This window comes from Streptomyces sp. NPDC057950, from assembly GCF_042887295.1.
GTDB lineage: Bacteria > Actinomycetota > Actinomycetes > Streptomycetales > Streptomycetaceae > Streptomyces > Streptomyces kaempferi.
In genome coordinates this window covers 240,336-254,917 of sequence record NZ_JBHVPP010000007.1, presented here as the reverse complement: position 1 = coordinate 254,917, position 14,582 = coordinate 240,336, and the positions used below count along the sequence as shown (strand labels likewise).

Sequence of the window (14,582 nt, the reverse complement as noted above, 5' to 3'; positions counted from 1 at the left end):
TCGACCATACTGCCCGCTGTGGAGCAGCGCATAGGTTCGAAGAGCCAGCCCCTGGACGCCGCCGCGGTGAACCCGGCGTACATCCCCGGGCTCACGTCACCCGCCACGGCGGAGCCGAAGGACGCGGTCGTCGAGGAGGCCGTGTCCGAGGAGGCGGCTGTCGAGGACGTCGCCCCCGAAGAGGAGGTCTCCGCCGAGACCTCCACCGAGTCCGAGGAGGAGACCGACTCCGAGACCGAATCCGAGTCCGACCCCGAACCCGTTCCCGACGGACCGGTTTTCGAGGCATCCGACCGGCGTGCCTCGATCAAGGCCGACCACGGCGGCGTACGCCTTCGTCTGGACGACCAGGAGGCGGAGTTCCGCTGGGACGAGATCGGGGCCGTGGAGACGGAGTCGCCCCGGTTCGGGAAGCGGTTCACCGTCACGGTGCACACGCCGGAACGCCGTTGGTACCCGATCGAGATCGAGGCGACGGCTCGGTCCCGTTTCAAGGAGTGGGAGGAACAGCTCGACGCCGTGCTGGACGCCTACTTCGAGGAGGGGGCCCCGGAAGAGGACGCCCCGGACGGGGACATCCCCGTCGAGGACGCCTCCGTCGGGGACGCCTCAGCCAAGGAGGCGTCCGCCGAGGGCGACAAGGGCGTCAAGGGCGAGGACACCCCGGCCGAGGACACCCCGTAGGCGCGGGGGAACCGCGCGGCCGGCCGTACGCGGCCGCGCGGTTCCCCCCTGTCAAGGACCGCCCCGGTCAGGCGCAGTACTGTGCCTCCTTGCCGATGGACCGGTACATGCAGTCCGCGTTCTCCAGCAATTGGAGCACCGCGTCCCGGTTGCGTGAGGTCTCCCGCTCGATCACCTCGTCGGGCGGGTAGAACCCGCCGCCCGAACTGGTCGTCGGGTACATCTCGAAGGTGAAGTCGAAGATCTTCTGGGAGCCCCAGAGGTAGTCGTCGATCGAACCGTCGGTGATGTACAGGTCGCTGGACTGCTCCGGCGTGTACCCGTTGCCGGCGGCCATCTTCCGTCCGACGGTCCTGAACGCGGCGGCGTCGTCCGCGGTCATGCCGGTCGCGGTGTCGGCGGTGGTGTACCCGAAGGGCCACAGCACGAGTTCGCTGTACGTGTGGAAGTCGATCCCGGCCCTGATCTGCTGTTTGCCGCCGACGACACGGCCGCGTACGAAGTCGGCCACCACCTTCACCTCGGGCGCCGACTCGGCGGACGCGCCGCGGTAGGTCTCGGAGGACGTCGACCCGGACGAGCCGCCGCAGCAGCCCCACCGGTAGTTCCAGTTGCGGTTGAGGTCGGTGCCGACGTACGAACTCCCGCTGTTGGGCTGCCGGTTCTTGCGCCAGGAGCGGTACGACCCGGTCGCGATGTCGTACTCGCCGCCGTCCGGGTTGAGGTCCGGGACGATCCAGATCTCGCGGTTGTTCACCATGCTGGTGACCCGGGAGTCACTGCCGTAACCGGCTCCCAGTTCGCGCAGCAGGTACAGCGCCATCTCGACGGTCAGGTGCTCACGGGCGTGCTGGTGGAAGGTGAGCAGGACCTCGGGCTCGTTCTCGTCGGCCGCCACGTTGTCGCTGACCTTGACGGCGATGATGTCCCGGCCCTGGTAGGACTTCCCGATCACTCGCTTGCTCATGATGCCGGGGTACGCCGCGAGCCGCTGGTCGATCTCCGCGTTCGCCTCGGCGTAGTTGTGGTACTTCGAGTCGGCCGAGGGGAAGTCGAGGAGGCGGAGATCGCCGGGCCCGTTCGAACGGTTCGGTGCCGAACCCAGCGGCGAGACCTCGTAGCCGAGCCGGCGCAGCTCCCTGGCCTGGTCGGCGCGGCCCGAGACGACGACGGTCTCCTCGTCCGCCTCGTCCACGGTGACGCCGGTCTGCTGGATGGCGGTGCGGGTCACCGGGGTGGTGCTCTGGTGGATCTCGTACTGGCGGATGTCGTCGGCCGAGGGTGCGGGGGCCTTCGCCCCGGTCGCCGTGGCGTGGGTGGCGGTGGCGGTGATCGGGGCGGCGAGGGCGAGCGCGAGCAGGGTCGCGAGGGTGACGGTGCGCCTGCCGCGTCTGTGAGGTCGCATGAAGTCTCCTTGGCGGAGTGTGGGGGGTGGAACCAGTGCGACGTACGGAGTGCGGGTGTGGCGCTCATGGTGAGTGTGTGGCATGCGCAGGTCAAGAGATGACAAAGGGCCGGTGGCAGAAACCAGTCATGCGTCGGACCCCGCCGGCAGTTCCGCCCGACGGGGCCCGACGCGTGAGAGCGGTGAGGGAACTCAGCCCAGACCGCGCCACTTCGCACTGAGGGCGATCGCCCGGAGCTGCTTCGCCGTGAGCATGGGGGCGGTGCGGGTCGCGGCCGTCACCTGGCTGCCGGAGTTGAAGGCACTGACCACCACACGGAACCCGTCGGTCCTGATGGTGTCGGCGGTCCACATGACGACGCCGGCGCCGCCCTTCTCGCCCGGTCCCTCGTGCGTGACGACCTTCGTGCCGTCGGCCAGCGTCTCGGCGCCCGCCCCGAAGAGCTGGCCCTCGACGTCCGACATGTTCGGCTGCACGTTGATCTGGACCAGGCTCCTGCCCTTGCCGTCGTCGACGACGACATAGGCGTACCCGCTGTCCGGGCCGCTCCTGGCGACCACCTTGACGCCCTTGGGGAGCAGTGAGACGAGCGTGGAGGCGACCGAGCCGCCGTCGATGCCCGAGGGCTGTGCGGGTGCCGCCGTCGGGGCCCTGGGGTCCACCGGGATCGCGTCGACGACGCCCAGCCACGCACCGGCTGTGGCGAGTGTCCTCAACCGCGCCGGGGACAGCGGGGGTTCGGCTCTGCTGACCGGCGCGCCCTTCTCGGCCGCGGCGTTCCATTCGCTCACGCTGACCTGCTGCCCCTTGGGGGTGACGAGGTTCGCCGTCCACAGCTTCGTGTCCGCGCGGCGGTCCGGGTACTCGTAACCCTGGAAGATCTTGAGCGCCGAGCCGTCGGACAGCCTGGTCACGGCGCAGCTGTCGAACGGGGTCAGGGTTTTGTCCGGGCACGCGATGGTCTGGCGGGCCTGCTCGCTGCCGGGCAGGACCCGGTTGAAGCCGACGGCGATGGCCGCCTTGCCCTTGCCGTCGTTGTAGACGACCTGCGCGTAAGGCGGCAGCCGCTCGTCCGTGCCGCGTGCTTCCGCCGAGCCGAACTCGCCCCGGGGGAGCAGCCTCTCGAGGATGCCGATGAGTTGGTCGCCGGTGTACGACGCCTTGGGGGTGGCCGAAGCGACGGGGGTCTTCGCACCGGTGGCCACGGACTGCCGCCCGTCGCCGCCCGGTACGAGGAGTGCCGCGCCGAGGCCCACGAGCGCGACCGAGGCGACGCCCGCCACGACGGCGGCCCTGCGCCGCAGCAGCAGTCTGTGGCCACGCGTCTCGCCGGCGGCGACCAGGGCGCGCCGGTCGGTCTCGTAGGCCCCGCCGGCCTGGTGCAGGGCCTCGCCGAGCCGTTCCTCGAAACGGTCCTCGTGGTCGGTGTCCCAGTGGTGGTCGTGGTACCGGTCGTGGTCGTGATTGCGGTCGTCAACGGGCATGGCGAATCACCCTCTCTGCTCTCCGTAAGGGCTGTGGGTCGGAGCTGTGGGTCGGAAGTCTCGGTACGGTCGTCGGCGTCAGGGTCGGCGTCAGGGGCTGGCGTGCTCGCCGAGGGCGTCCCCGAGCAGCAGCCGCAGCCGGGCGAGCGCGCGGGTGCAGCGGGTGCGTACGGCGGCCGAGCTGACGTTCATGGCTTCGGCGGTCTCCTCGACGCTGCGGTCCTCCCAGTACCGCAACACGACCACGGCCCGGTCCTTGGCGGACAGCCGGCCGAGTGCCTCGACCAGGGTCAGCCGCAGGGGCGTGTCGGTGTCCGCCGCGCGGGGGTCGGGAAGGTCGGGGAACTTCTCCGTGGCGCGTTCCCGGCTGCTGCGGCGCCGCCGGTGGGCGAGGAAGGTACGGGTGAGGACGGTCTGCGCGTATCCGGCGGGGTTGCCGACGCGGGAGACCCGGTACCAGCGGACGTACAGGCGACCGAGGGTCTCCTGGACCAGGTCCTCGGCGAGATGGGTGTCCCCGCCGGTGAGCAGACAGGCGGAGCGGTAGAGGTGCCCCGCCCGCGCCGCCGCGAACTCGGCGTAGTCGTCCCCCCGGGTCTGTCTCATTCCGCTCCCGTGTCTCTCGTACCGCCGCCTTCACCTCATTGATGCGCCGGCCCCCCGGAAATGTTTCAGTGGACGGAAAGAAGGTCCAGAGGGAGCCCACGTGGATGCCGCTGGGAGCCCACGGGGAGCCCTCCTCGGAGGGGGTCTGCGTACGCCGGGGTAGGTTGCCGGAGTGACAGACCAGCCGCCCGCTTCCACCCCACCCGGCTTCGGCCCGCCCCCGCCGCAGTACGCCCCGCAGCCGTCACGGCCCGCGGCGCCCGGCCCGGAGTTCCTGGCGGTCGACAAGCACAACTCGGTCGTTGTCGACGTGTCGGGTGTGGCCTTCGAGATGTACGACATCACGGTCGACTTCCCCTGGGCCGAGATCCGCAGCGTCCACTACAAGGCGAGCCCCAATGGCAAGGCCCTGATGGTCGCCGTGGTCCACCTGGACGGCAGGGTCTACGAGTGCGTGGTGACCGCGAAGCCGCGGGAGTTGTTGCGCGGGTGGTTCGCACAGCTGGCGTGGGTGCTGGGGTACTACCGGCCGACGGGATAGCCGTCCGGCGGCTCAGAGAAGGTGGTCGGCCCTGCCCGCCTCGATGTCGAGAATCATGGTGCGGAGCGCTTCGCGGGTGTCGGTGAGGTAGGTGTCCTCGGCGCCGGCCATGGCGATGTAGGCGTTGCCGTCGGGGTCGGTGCCGAGGCGGAGGCAGCTGGGTACCGCGCCGACCAGGCCGGTGCCCCGCACCTCGGGTTCCCATTCGGCGACGGCACCGCATCCTCCGCAAGCCAGACGGCGCGGCTGGAACAAAAGCTCGCCGAAGTACCTGGGTGCAGGAAGCCCGGGTCGGGGCACCACGAGCGCGCAGCCGTCGCACTGCGGGCAGACCACAGGCATTCGGCCCGCGCGCACTGCGGGCAGACCACTAGCATTCGGCCCGCGTACTGGGCCGACCAGCCCCCTGGGTCGTAGTGGCGCGCCGGAGCGTCACCCGGCTCGGAATCCATAGCGAACACATTCCCAGGTCCGCGACGCCGCCCGCGACCTGATGGTGACGCTTTCGTTCCGCAGGGCCCCTTCGACGAGTCGTCGGAGCCCTGCGGAATACCTCACCGGCTACGGCTCCGCCGACCCAGGGCAGGTCGCCGAAACAACCCCGCGGCCCGCCACCGCCGAAACCGTTCGCACCTGGCAACGAGCCGGGAGGCGATGACAGTTCCGGGCGGGGCGGGCCGTGCTCAGGGGGCGTGGAGGCAGGCGCGTCAGCCGAGCCCGTGCACGTGTGCTCCCACCGAGTTGGACCACGCGTTGCCCGCGGAGGCGTCCCAGTTCGTCGACCAGGTCATCGCGCCGCGCAGGTCCGGATAGGTCTTGGAGGGCTTGAAGGAACCGCAGTTGGTGCCCTTCGCCAGGCAGTCAAGGGCGTTGTTGACGACGGTCGGGGAGACGTAACCGCTGCCCGCGCCGCTCGTCGAGGCCGGCAGGCCCAGGCCGACCTGCGAGGGGGCGAGGCCGCCCTGCAGCTGGATGCAGGCGAGGGCGGTCAGGAAGTCGACGGAGCCCTGGGAGTACACCTTGCCGTCGCAGCCCAGCATCGAACCGCTGTTGTAGTACTGCATGTTGACGACCGTGAGGATGTCCTTGATGTTCAGGGCGGTCTGGAAGTAGGCGTTCGAGGTGGACTGCATGTCGATCGTCTGCGGGGCCATCGTGATGATCAGGGACGAACCCGCCTTGGACGCCAGGGAGCGCAGCGCCTGCGTCATGTACGTCGCGTTGAGGCCGTTCTCCAGGTCGATGTCGACGCCGTCGAAGCCGTACGTCTGCATGAGGGAGTAGACGGAGTTGGCGAAGTTCGCGGCGGACGTCGGGTCGTTGATGGACACCGTGCCGTTCTGGCCGCCGATGGAGATGACGACCTTCTTGCCCGCGGCCTGCTTGGCCTTGATGTCCGCCTTGAACTGGTCGACCGTGTAGCCGCCGAGGCCGGCGGAGTCCAGGTTGAAGCTCACCGCGCCCGGTGTGCCGGTCGCGTCCGCGAAGGCCACCGCGATGATGTCGTACTGGGACTGGACGGCGGAGATCTTCTGGACCGTCGCGCCGTTGTTGAAGTTCTGCCAGTAGCCCGTGACGGCGTGCTTCGGCAGCGTGGTGCCCCCGCCGCCCGAGGACGCGTTCGTCGTGCCCGTCACCGTGGCCGACCTGGCCGACTCACCGGCCGAGTTGGTCGCCGTGACCTGGAAGGGGTACGAGGTAGACGCCGTCAGTCCGGTCACCGTCGCCGAGGTCCCGGTCACCGCCGTCACCTTCGTGCCGGACCGGTAGACGTTGTAGCCCGTCGCGCCCGAGACGGTGTTCCAGGTCAGGGAGACGGACGAGGACGTGGTGGAGGAGACGGCCAGGCCGGCGGGCGTCGCGGGGACCGTGGGGGCCGGGTCGCCGCCTCCGCCGCCGTCGGGGCCGAAGACCGAGAGGTCGTCGGCGTAGTACGCGGCCTGCGCGTACCACCCGTGGGTGTAGACCGTCACCGAGGTCGTCGACCCGCCGGTGGTGAAGGTGGTGGACAGCTGCTTCCAGGAGGCGGAGTCCGGGGTCCAGGTCGACACGTCCGTGGTGCCCGTACCGGTCACACCGAGATAGGAGTACCCGCCCTGCACCCACGCGCTCAGCGTGTACGTCGAGTTGGGCTTGACCGCGACGGACTGGGTGCACTGGGCGTTGTCCTGCCCGGCCGGCGTCGCCTTGAGCGCCGCCGACCCGCCGTGCACCGGTGAGGAGACCGTCGTACCGCTGCCCGCGGAACAGGTCCAGTTGCTCAGGCCCGACTCGTAACCGCCGTTCCTGGCGTTGTTGACGTCGGCGGCCTGGGCCTGGCCCGCCAGGCCGGTGAGGGAGAGGACGGAGGCGGTGACTGCGGTGGCGAGGCCGACCGCCCATCTCCGTGCGGGCATGCGTGTGACGCGGTCCACTGGGTCCTCCGGGGAGGTGGGGGAGGGATGGGGAGGGATACGGAACGGTGGCCACCGCTGGATTACAAGTTGGTCCAGACCAATCCTGTTGTCAAGACCTCGGGGAACGGCCGGAATTCCCAACCCCCGTGCGGAGCGGGCGACTTGTCGCGTATTCGCCTTACTCTCCGTTGATCATGCCCGCACCTTCGGTGAGATGATCTGGCGGATTCGGTGTTGAGCGGGGCATGCCGTGGATATGGTGCTGATGCGAGATGCGAGGGGGCGTCACAGTGACGAACTGCGGCCGACTGTGGCGGTCCATGACGAAACAGGGGCGATCCGTGGCGGTGGTTGACCACCTCGCCGCGGCGAACGGGGTGTGTGCAGCGTGCCGACCGCGATAGCCGTCACCAGTTCCGACCTGGTGCTGCCGCCGCACGACCGGCAGACTCCGCCCGCGGTCGTCCAGCCCCTCGACACCCTCGAAGACTCCCTCACGGGAATGCACGCGCTCATCGAGCAGCACGGGTACGTCATCGCGCTCTACCCGGCCTCGGTCGACGCGGCCGTGATCCGGCGCCTGCACACCGTCCGCTCCGTCCTGGAGAGCGACCGGATCGCGCTGCTCGGCATCGACCTGCCGCCGCTCGGACTCGCCCTGCTCGCGCAGCAGTTGCGCCAGCTGTCCGGCTGTGACTTCAGTCCGGGCGTGCTCGCCTCCGCCGCCCGGCTGCTCGCCCACTACATCTACGCCGGTGCCCTGCTCGGCTCGGTCGCCAAGCTCGACCGGGTGCCGGTGACCCTCAAGTCGCACGCCAAGTCATGGGTGCCCGGGGCCCAGTTCGCCGTGCTGGCCACGCCGCGGCCCCAGCTCGCGCGGATCGGCCAGGACGACATCACCGGGCCCGAGTTCGGCACCCGGCTGCTCGTGGCCGCCGGGCAGCCGCCCTCGGACTGGGTCACGGCGACCCTCGCGCCCGCCTGGCGCGTGCAGGGCGTGGCGACCGTGCCGCTGCCGGAGGAGTCGGGGCGCTGGTGGGGCACCACCAAGCTCGCCGAGTTCGCCGCCGGTCTGTACGACGTCTCCGTGCTCTACCAGCTCGTGTCGTCCGTCCGGCGGGAGGAGTGCCACTGGTGCGGACTCGAACTCATCGGTGACCGCTGCGGGTTCTGTGCCGCGCCGCTGCCACCGCCCTCGGAGCTTCCGGCCGCCGCGGTGCGGGCATCCTCTCCAGTGCGTGCCCTGCCCCGGGGCATGACATAAGCCACATAGGTCACATCGGACGCGTCGGCCGCACGGAACAGGCTCACGGTTCCGCAGCGGCACCGCTCCGCAGCACCAGGGCTCCACGGCTCCACGACGACATCTCAACAGCAACTGAACAGCACCAGGCACGACCGCTCGACCCCGCCGTCCCCGCCCCACGATCGAGGTTGTCCGCGTCATGAACTCACGCCAGCGCCGCGGCGTCATCCTGCTGGTCCTCTCGGTCCTGTGCGCCCTGGGCGCCTTCGCCGGAGTGCTCTCGGTGATCCGCGACGTGAACTCCAAGGTCGGCCCGGAGGTCTCGGCGTACCGCCTGAAGGACGACATCGCGCCCTACAAGGAACTGACGGCCGACCAGTTCCAGAAGATCTCGATGCCCGAGCGCTGGCTGTCCTCCACGGCCGTCACCGACCTCTCCCGGATACGAGGGAAGATCGCCGTCACCAAACTGGAGAAGGGCTCACTGCTCCAGAGCGACATGATCGTGGACCGGCCCGCGCTGGAAGCCGGCCAGCAGGAGATCGCCATCATGATCGACGCCGCGACCGGCGTGGCCGGAAAGATCGATCCGGGAGCGCGGGTCAACATCTACGCCACCTTCAAGGCCGAGAACGACAAGCAGAAGGACCAGTCCAAGGTCATCGTGGCGAACGCGCGCGTCATCGACGTCGGCAGACTCACCGCCCTCGACCCCGGCCAGTCCAGCGCCGAACGCAGCCGCACCGCCACCCAGGCCGTCCCCATCACCTTCGCGCTCGACACCGCCGACGCCCAACGCGTCGCGTACGCCGAGTCCTTCGCGACCCACGTCCGGCTCGCCCTGGTCGCGGGCGGCTCCGACACCACCGTCGCCCCCGGCGAGCGTACGTACACCCTCGACCAGGACAAGTAGGAGGCCGCGCATGAGGTCCACGCCCCCGGGGCCGTGCCGATGACCATCCGTATCCTCCCGGCCGTCGGCGACATCGACTCCGCCCGAGCACTCACCACCCTGCTCAGCCAGCTCGCCGACGCCGAACCCGCCCCGCCCGTCGCCGACTCCACCGCCCTCCTCGACACCCTCGCCCGGCTCGCGGCGGAGTCGCTCGACGAGCTGCCCGAGGTCGTCCTCGTCCACGAACGCATCGGCCCCGTACCGGCGTTGGACCTCATCCGCGATCTGGTGCTGCGCTTCCCCGCGGTCGGCGTCGTCCTCATCACGGCCGACCCCGGCACCGGCGTCCTCACCGCCGCCATGGACTCCGGCGCCCGCGGGATCATCGGCCTGCCGCTCGGCTACGACGCCCTCGCCGAACGCGTCCAGGCCGCCGCCGGATGGTCGCTCGGCATGCGGCGCCACCTCGGCAGCGGTACGCCCGAGCTGTATACGGGCCCCGGTGGCACCGTCGTCACGGTCACCGGCGCGAAGGGCGGCGTCGGCACGACCGTGACGGCGGTCCAGATCGCCCTGGCGTCGAAGGCGTCGGGGCGGGACGTGGCCCTGGTGGACCTCGACCTCCAGTCCGGCGACGTCGCCTCGTACCTCGACGTGCAGTTCCGCCGGTCGGTCGCCGACCTCGCCGGGATCAGCGACATCAACCCGCGCGTCCTCCAGGACGCCGTCTACCTCCACGACAGTGGCGTCGGCCTGCTGCTCGCCCCCGCCGAGGGCGAACGCGGCGAGGAGGTCACGGACCGGGTGACCCGCCAGGTGCTGTCGGTTCTGCGCTCCCGCCACGACGTCGTGATCGTCGACTGCGGCTCCCAGATGAACTCCGCGACCGCGGCGGCCGTGGAGATGGCCGACCAGGCGCTGCTCCTCGTCACCCCGGACGTCGTCGCCGTCCGCGCGGCCAAACGCATGGTCCGTATGTGGGACCGTCTCCAGATCCGCAAGGCGGAGGAGACGACCACGGTCGTCAACCGGTTCGCCCGCGGTACGGAGATCCAGCCCTCGCTGGTCCAACGCGTCACCGGCACCAAAGTCGCGAGCGCGGCGGTCCCCGCCGCCTTCAAGGAGCTCCAGTCCGTCGTGGACGCGGGCCGCCTCCAGGACCTGGACGCCCGCTCCACCGTCAAACAGGCGCTGTGGTCACTTGCGGCGGAACTGGGACTGGTGGTCGCCCAGGAGGGCGGGGGCGGCGGCCGGCGCCGCAAGGCATCCCCGGACCGGGGAGCGTCGGCGCTGCGCAGGAGGGGCGGCGACCGGGGCGCGGTGACCCTGGAATTCGCCGGCATGTTCCCGATCCTGCTGGTCGTGATGACGATCCTGTGGCAGTGCGTGCTGTACGGCTACTCGTACTCGCTGGCCGGGAACGCGGCGGACGAGGCGGCGCGCGCGGCCACGGCGGCGTACGCGGTCGACGGTGACGTCGGCGGCGCGTGCCGGACGGCCGGGAGCAGGCATCTGCCGGGCTCCTGGAGCGGCGCGGACATCGGCTGCGCTCCCGCGGGCTCGGTGATGAGGGCCACCGTCGACGTCGACGTCCCGCTCTTCTTCCCGGGCTTCGACGCCGGGTGGCACGTGAGAGGGGCGGCGGGTGCGGCGCTGGAGGGGGACGCCGGATGACGGTCCTGGTGGAACTGACGCGGACGCGGAAGCGGTGGCCCGCGTCGAAGCGGCGGCCGCGGCGTCGCCTCCGTGACGACCGGGGCGTCTCCATGCTGGAGTTCGCCGGATTCCTGCCCATCCTGCTGGTGATCGGAATGGCCACCATCCAGCTCGGCCTCATCGGATACGGGATCAACCAGGCCGGTTCCGGAGCGCGGGCCGCCGCCCGGGTCGCCTCCCAGGGCGGCGACGGCGGGGCGGCGGGACAGGCCGCGGTGAGCGGCTGGCTGGACCCGCGCGTCGACCCCGCACCGGGCCCCGACCTCACCACCGCCACCGTCACCGTCCGGGTCCCCGGGGTCATCCCCCTCTTCGGCCCCTACACCGTCACCCGCCGCGCCACCATGCCCACCGACGACTGAACCCACGACCGACCGGGAGGAGCTGAACCCATGAGCCTGCGATCGCGACTGGCCACCCCCGACGAGAAAGGCCCCGCCCGCGAGGACGGACACCTCGTCGCCGTCTACCGCGCCAAGCTCCTCGAGGAGATCGACCTCGCCGAGATGTCGAGCCTGGCGGCAGCCGAACGACGGGTGCGCCTGGAGCGCGTGCTCGGCCACATCATCAGCCGCGAAGGCCCCGTCCTCTCCTCCGCCGAACGCTCCCAGCTGATCCGCCGGGTCGTCGACGAGGCCCTCGGGCTCGGCGTCCTCGAACCCCTGCTCGCCGACGCGTCGATCACCGAGATCATGGTCAACGGACCGGACTCGATCTTCGTGGAACGGGCGGGCCGGGTCGAACAGCTCCCGCTCCGCTTCGCCTCCACCGAACAGCTCATGCAGACCATCGAACGCATCGTCTCCACGGTCAACCGCCGCGTCGACGAGTCCAACCCGATGGTCGACGCCCGCCTCCCCACCGGCGAACGCGTCAACGTCATCATCCCGCCGCTCGCCCTCACCGGCCCCACCCTCACCATCCGCCGCTTCCCCCGCGCGTACACACTCCCCGAGCTCATCGGCCTCGGCTCGCTCGACGAGCAGATGCTGATGCTCCTCGCGGCGTTCGTGCGCGCCCGGTTCAACGTGATCGTCAGCGGCGGCACGGGCAGCGGGAAGACCACCCTCCTCAACGCGCTCTCCGGACTCATCCCGTCCCACGAACGCATCATCACCATCGAGGACTCCGCCGAGCTCCAGCTCCAGCAGGAACACGTCATCCGCCTGGAGTCCCGGCCCCCGAACGTCGAGGGCAAGGGCCAGATCACCATCCGCGACCTGGTCCGCAACTCGCTGCGCATGCGCCCCGACCGCATCATCGTCGGTGAGGTCCGCGGCGGAGAGACCCTCGACATGCTGCAGGCCATGTCGACCGGCCACGACGGCTCGCTCGCGACGGTCCACGCGAACTCCGCGGAGGACGCCCTCATGAGGCTCCAGACCCTCGGCTCGATGTCCGAGGTCCTGATCCCCTTCGAGGCGCTGAAGGACCAGATCAACTCGGCCGTCGACGTGGTCGTCCAGCTGTCCCGGCACGCCGACGGCTCCCGCAGGATCACGGAGATCGCCCTGCTGGTCTCGCACGGCCGCGAACAGTTCCGGGTCGTCCCCGTCACCCGCTTCGTCCCGCGCCCCGTCGGCCCCGACCGGGTCGTCCACGGCCGCTTCGAACACCTCCCGCTGCCCCGCCCGGTCGCGGAGAAGCTGTACGTCGCCAACGAACCGCTGCCGCCCGCCTTCGGCGTCGTCGAGGTACTGGACGCACTCGACCCCAGGCAGGCCATCGGATGACCCCCACGACCGAGCGGAGCGAGCCGTGAACGACCCCGCCGTCCTGGCCCTCGGCGCCACCGTCCTGTGCGGCACCCTCGCCGTCGCGGGCGTGCACACGTACGCCTCCGGGCGCGCCCAGCGCCAGGCCCTCGTGGACCGCCTCGCCGGCGGCGGCCCGCTGCGCACGGCCGCCGGCCGCGTACGCCGCTTCGCCGCCGTCGACCGGCGGCTGCGCCGCACCCGTCTCGGCCGCACCATCCACCTGCGTCTGTCGGCGACGGGCCTCGACGTGACGGCGGGCGAGTTCGCCACCTACGTCACCGCCGTCGTCGTCGCGCTGTGGCTGATCGCCGCCTCGACGCTGGCCCCCTTCTTCGGCCCGATCGCCGCCCTGGTCGGGGTGTGGAGCGCGGTCATATTCCTCAACTGGCAGCGACAGAAACGCATCGAGGCATTCATCGGACAACTCCCCGACGTGGCAAGACTGCTGGCCAACGCGACCGCCGCCGGCCTTGCCATGCGGACCGCGCTGGCGATGGCCGCAGAGGAGCTGGAGAATCCGGCGGGCGAAGAACTCGCCCACGTTGCCGACCAGTTGATGATGGGGCGCACCATCGACGACGCCCTCGGCGAGCTCTCCGAGCGGCTCCCCTCCCGCGAACTGATCGTCCTGGTCACCACCCTGGTCCTCGCCAACAAGGCGGGCGGCTCGGTCGTCAGCTCCCTGCGCAACCTCACCCAGACACTGGAGGACCGCAAGGAGACCCGCCGCGAGGTCCGCACCATGCTCTCCGAGGTCAACGCGACGGCCTTCACGGTCCCGCTGCTCGGCCTCGGCTCGCTGCTCCTGATCAACTCCTCGAACGCGGGCGCGCTCGCCCGCGTCACGGGCTCCGGCCTCGGCCAGGCCCTCGTCCTGATCTCACTGGGCCTGTACACCGTCGGCTTCTTCGTCATCCGCCGCCTCGGCAAGATCGAAGTCTGAGGAAGGAGGGATCACGTTGCTCCCCCTGCTGCTCGCCCTCCTGACGGCCGCCGCCGTCGCGGGCGCCCTGCTGGGCATCCGCATGATCCGCGCCGACGCCAAACTGCCCAGCGACCTCGCGCTCGCCCTGGAGGTCGGCGGAACCCGCGTCTCCAAGGCGGAGTCCGCCGTCGACCGCCTCGGCATGCGCTTCGCCCCCACGGTGCTGCGCCTGATGGGCCCCCGCCGCGTCGACGCCAAACGCCGGCGCATAGACATGGCGGGCAACCCCGGAGGCCTGACGCTCAACCGCTACGCCGCGCGCCGCGCGGTGTACGGCGTCTTCGGCGTCCTGCTGGGCCTGATCTTCCTCACCAACGGCCGGCTCCTGTTCGCCGCGCTCTCGCTGACCTTCGGCCTGGTCGCCGCCGACGCCCTCATCTGGCAGGCCGTCCGCGAACGCAAGGAGGCCATCGACCGCATCCTCCCCGACTTCCTCGACGTCCTCGCCGTCGTCGTCTCGGCGGGCCTCGGCTTCCGCCAGGCCCTGGACCGCGTCGCGGAGAAGTACGAAGGGCCGTGGGCGGACGAACTGCGCATCACTCTGCGCCAGATGGACATGGGCATCAGCCGTCGCCAAGCCTTCGACGAGCTGCGCAGGCGCAACTCCTCCGAGCAGGTCGCCCAGTTCGTGTCGGCGCTTCAGCAGGGCGAGGAACTGGGCTCCCCGATCGCCGAGACCCTGATCCAGCTCGCCACGGACATGCGCCGCACGGACGCCCAGAACGCCCGCCGCCGCGCGGCCAAGACCATCCCCAAGGCGACGATGGTCACCCTCGTCTTCATGCTCCCGGCGACGATGATCCTGATCGCCACGGGAATGTTCCTGGGGTCGGGCACGAACTTCGGCTCGATCCTGGGCCGCTGAT

14 protein-coding genes are annotated in these 14,582 nt (G+C 70.6%); 9 read left to right on the top strand and 5 right to left on the bottom strand.

What is annotated here, in order from left to right; translation table 11 throughout:
- Positions 1-18: 18 nt before the first annotated feature.
- Positions 19-684: a hypothetical protein gene (locus ACFVTC_RS15010; RefSeq protein WP_390126988.1), complete on the top strand. Its 666-nt coding sequence runs from the start codon at positions 19-21 to the stop codon at positions 682-684.
- Between the two features lie 67 nt (positions 685-751).
- Here the strand turns inward: ACFVTC_RS15010 and ACFVTC_RS15005 are convergent, their stop codons facing one another.
- From ACFVTC_RS15005 to ACFVTC_RS14995, 3 genes are all read right to left on the bottom strand, one after another.
- Positions 752-2,089: a M14 family metallopeptidase gene (locus ACFVTC_RS15005; protein ID WP_390126987.1), complete on the bottom strand. Its 1,338-nt coding sequence runs from the start codon at positions 2,087-2,089 to the stop codon at positions 752-754.
- Between the two features lie 192 nt (positions 2,090-2,281).
- Entirely contained in the window at positions 2,282-3,574 is a 1,293-nt protein-coding gene (locus tag ACFVTC_RS15000; RefSeq protein WP_390126986.1) for a hypothetical protein, read from the bottom strand.
- Positions 3,575-3,664: 90 nt separating this feature from the next.
- Positions 3,665-4,180 carry a SigE family RNA polymerase sigma factor gene (locus tag ACFVTC_RS14995; protein ID WP_390126985.1) on the bottom strand — a complete coding sequence of 172 codons (516 nt, stop codon included), beginning with the start codon at positions 4,178-4,180 and terminating at the stop codon, positions 3,665-3,667.
- A 172-nt stretch (positions 4,181-4,352) separates the two neighbouring features.
- On the opposite strand from ACFVTC_RS14995, the gene ACFVTC_RS14990 reads away from it, so the two are divergent.
- On the top strand, positions 4,353-4,721 hold the full coding sequence (locus ACFVTC_RS14990) for a hypothetical protein (RefSeq protein ID WP_390126984.1): 369 nt from the start codon (positions 4,353-4,355) through the stop codon (positions 4,719-4,721).
- Between the two features lie 12 nt (positions 4,722-4,733).
- Here ACFVTC_RS14990 and ACFVTC_RS14985 read toward each other — a convergent pair whose 3' ends face one another.
- Together ACFVTC_RS14985 and ACFVTC_RS14980 are read right to left on the bottom strand one after the other, a co-directional pair.
- A complete protein-coding gene (locus ACFVTC_RS14985; RefSeq protein ID WP_390126982.1) occupies positions 4,734-4,913 on the bottom strand; it encodes a hypothetical protein in 180 nt (59 codons plus the stop codon).
- 515 nt (positions 4,914-5,428) lie between these two features.
- Positions 5,429-7,117, bottom strand: a complete 1,689-nt coding sequence (locus tag ACFVTC_RS14980) for a chitinase (RefSeq protein ID WP_390126981.1) — start codon at positions 7,115-7,117, stop codon at positions 5,429-5,431.
- A 388-nt stretch (positions 7,118-7,505) separates the two neighbouring features.
- On the opposite strand from ACFVTC_RS14980, the gene ACFVTC_RS14975 reads away from it, so the two are divergent.
- The 7 genes from ACFVTC_RS14975 to ACFVTC_RS14945 all read left to right on the top strand — a co-directional run bounded on the left by ACFVTC_RS14975 (position 7,506) and on the right by ACFVTC_RS14945 (position 14,581).
- Positions 7,506-8,381, top strand: coding sequence for a hypothetical protein (locus ACFVTC_RS14975; protein WP_390126980.1), 876 nt, complete (start codon positions 7,506-7,508; stop codon positions 8,379-8,381).
- Positions 8,382-8,562: 181 nt separating this feature from the next.
- A complete protein-coding gene (gene cpaB / locus ACFVTC_RS14970) occupies positions 8,563-9,276 on the top strand; it encodes a Flp pilus assembly protein CpaB (protein WP_168529987.1) in 714 nt (237 codons plus the stop codon).
- Positions 9,277-9,315: 39 nt separating this feature from the next.
- On the top strand, positions 9,316-10,932 hold the full coding sequence (locus ACFVTC_RS14965; RefSeq protein ID WP_390126978.1) for a CpaE family protein: 1,617 nt from the start codon (positions 9,316-9,318) through the stop codon (positions 10,930-10,932).
- Positions 10,929-11,336 carry a TadE family protein gene (locus ACFVTC_RS14960; RefSeq protein ID WP_390126977.1) on the top strand — a complete coding sequence of 136 codons (408 nt, stop codon included), beginning with the start codon at positions 10,929-10,931 and terminating at the stop codon, positions 11,334-11,336. Before ACFVTC_RS14965 ends, ACFVTC_RS14960 begins: the two co-directional genes overlap by 4 nt.
- Positions 11,337-11,366: 30 nt before the next feature.
- Positions 11,367-12,707 carry a CpaF family protein gene (locus ACFVTC_RS14955; protein WP_390126976.1) on the top strand — a complete coding sequence of 447 codons (1,341 nt, stop codon included), beginning with the start codon at positions 11,367-11,369 and terminating at the stop codon, positions 12,705-12,707.
- Between the two features lie 25 nt (positions 12,708-12,732).
- Entirely contained in the window at positions 12,733-13,674 is a 942-nt protein-coding gene (locus tag ACFVTC_RS14950; protein ID WP_390126975.1) for a type II secretion system F family protein, read from the top strand.
- 16 nt (positions 13,675-13,690) lie between these two features.
- On the top strand, positions 13,691-14,581 hold the full coding sequence (locus ACFVTC_RS14945; RefSeq protein WP_390126974.1) for a DUF5936 domain-containing protein: 891 nt from the start codon (positions 13,691-13,693) through the stop codon (positions 14,579-14,581).
- Position 14,582 lies beyond the last annotated feature (1 nt).

Coding starts and splice junctions, on each gene's coding strand:
- ACFVTC_RS15005 (WP_390126987.1), bottom strand. CDS start 2,089: ATGCGACCTCACAGACGCGGCAGGCGCACCGTCACCCTCGCGACCCTG.
- ACFVTC_RS15000 (WP_390126986.1), bottom strand. CDS start 3,574: ATGCCCGTTGACGACCGCAATCACGACCACGACCGGTACCACGACCAC.
- ACFVTC_RS14995 (WP_390126985.1), bottom strand. CDS start 4,180: ATGAGACAGACCCGGGGGGACGACTACGCCGAGTTCGCGGCGGCGCGG.
- ACFVTC_RS14980 (WP_390126981.1), bottom strand. CDS start 7,117: ATGCCCGCACGGAGATGGGCGGTCGGCCTCGCCACCGCAGTCACCGCC.
- cpaB (WP_168529987.1), top strand. CDS start 8,563: ATGAACTCACGCCAGCGCCGCGGCGTCATCCTGCTGGTCCTCTCGGTC.
- ACFVTC_RS14965 (WP_390126978.1), top strand. CDS start 9,316: ATGACCATCCGTATCCTCCCGGCCGTCGGCGACATCGACTCCGCCCGA.
- ACFVTC_RS14960 (WP_390126977.1), top strand. CDS start 10,929: ATGACGGTCCTGGTGGAACTGACGCGGACGCGGAAGCGGTGGCCCGCG.
- ACFVTC_RS14955 (WP_390126976.1), top strand. CDS start 11,367: ATGAGCCTGCGATCGCGACTGGCCACCCCCGACGAGAAAGGCCCCGCC.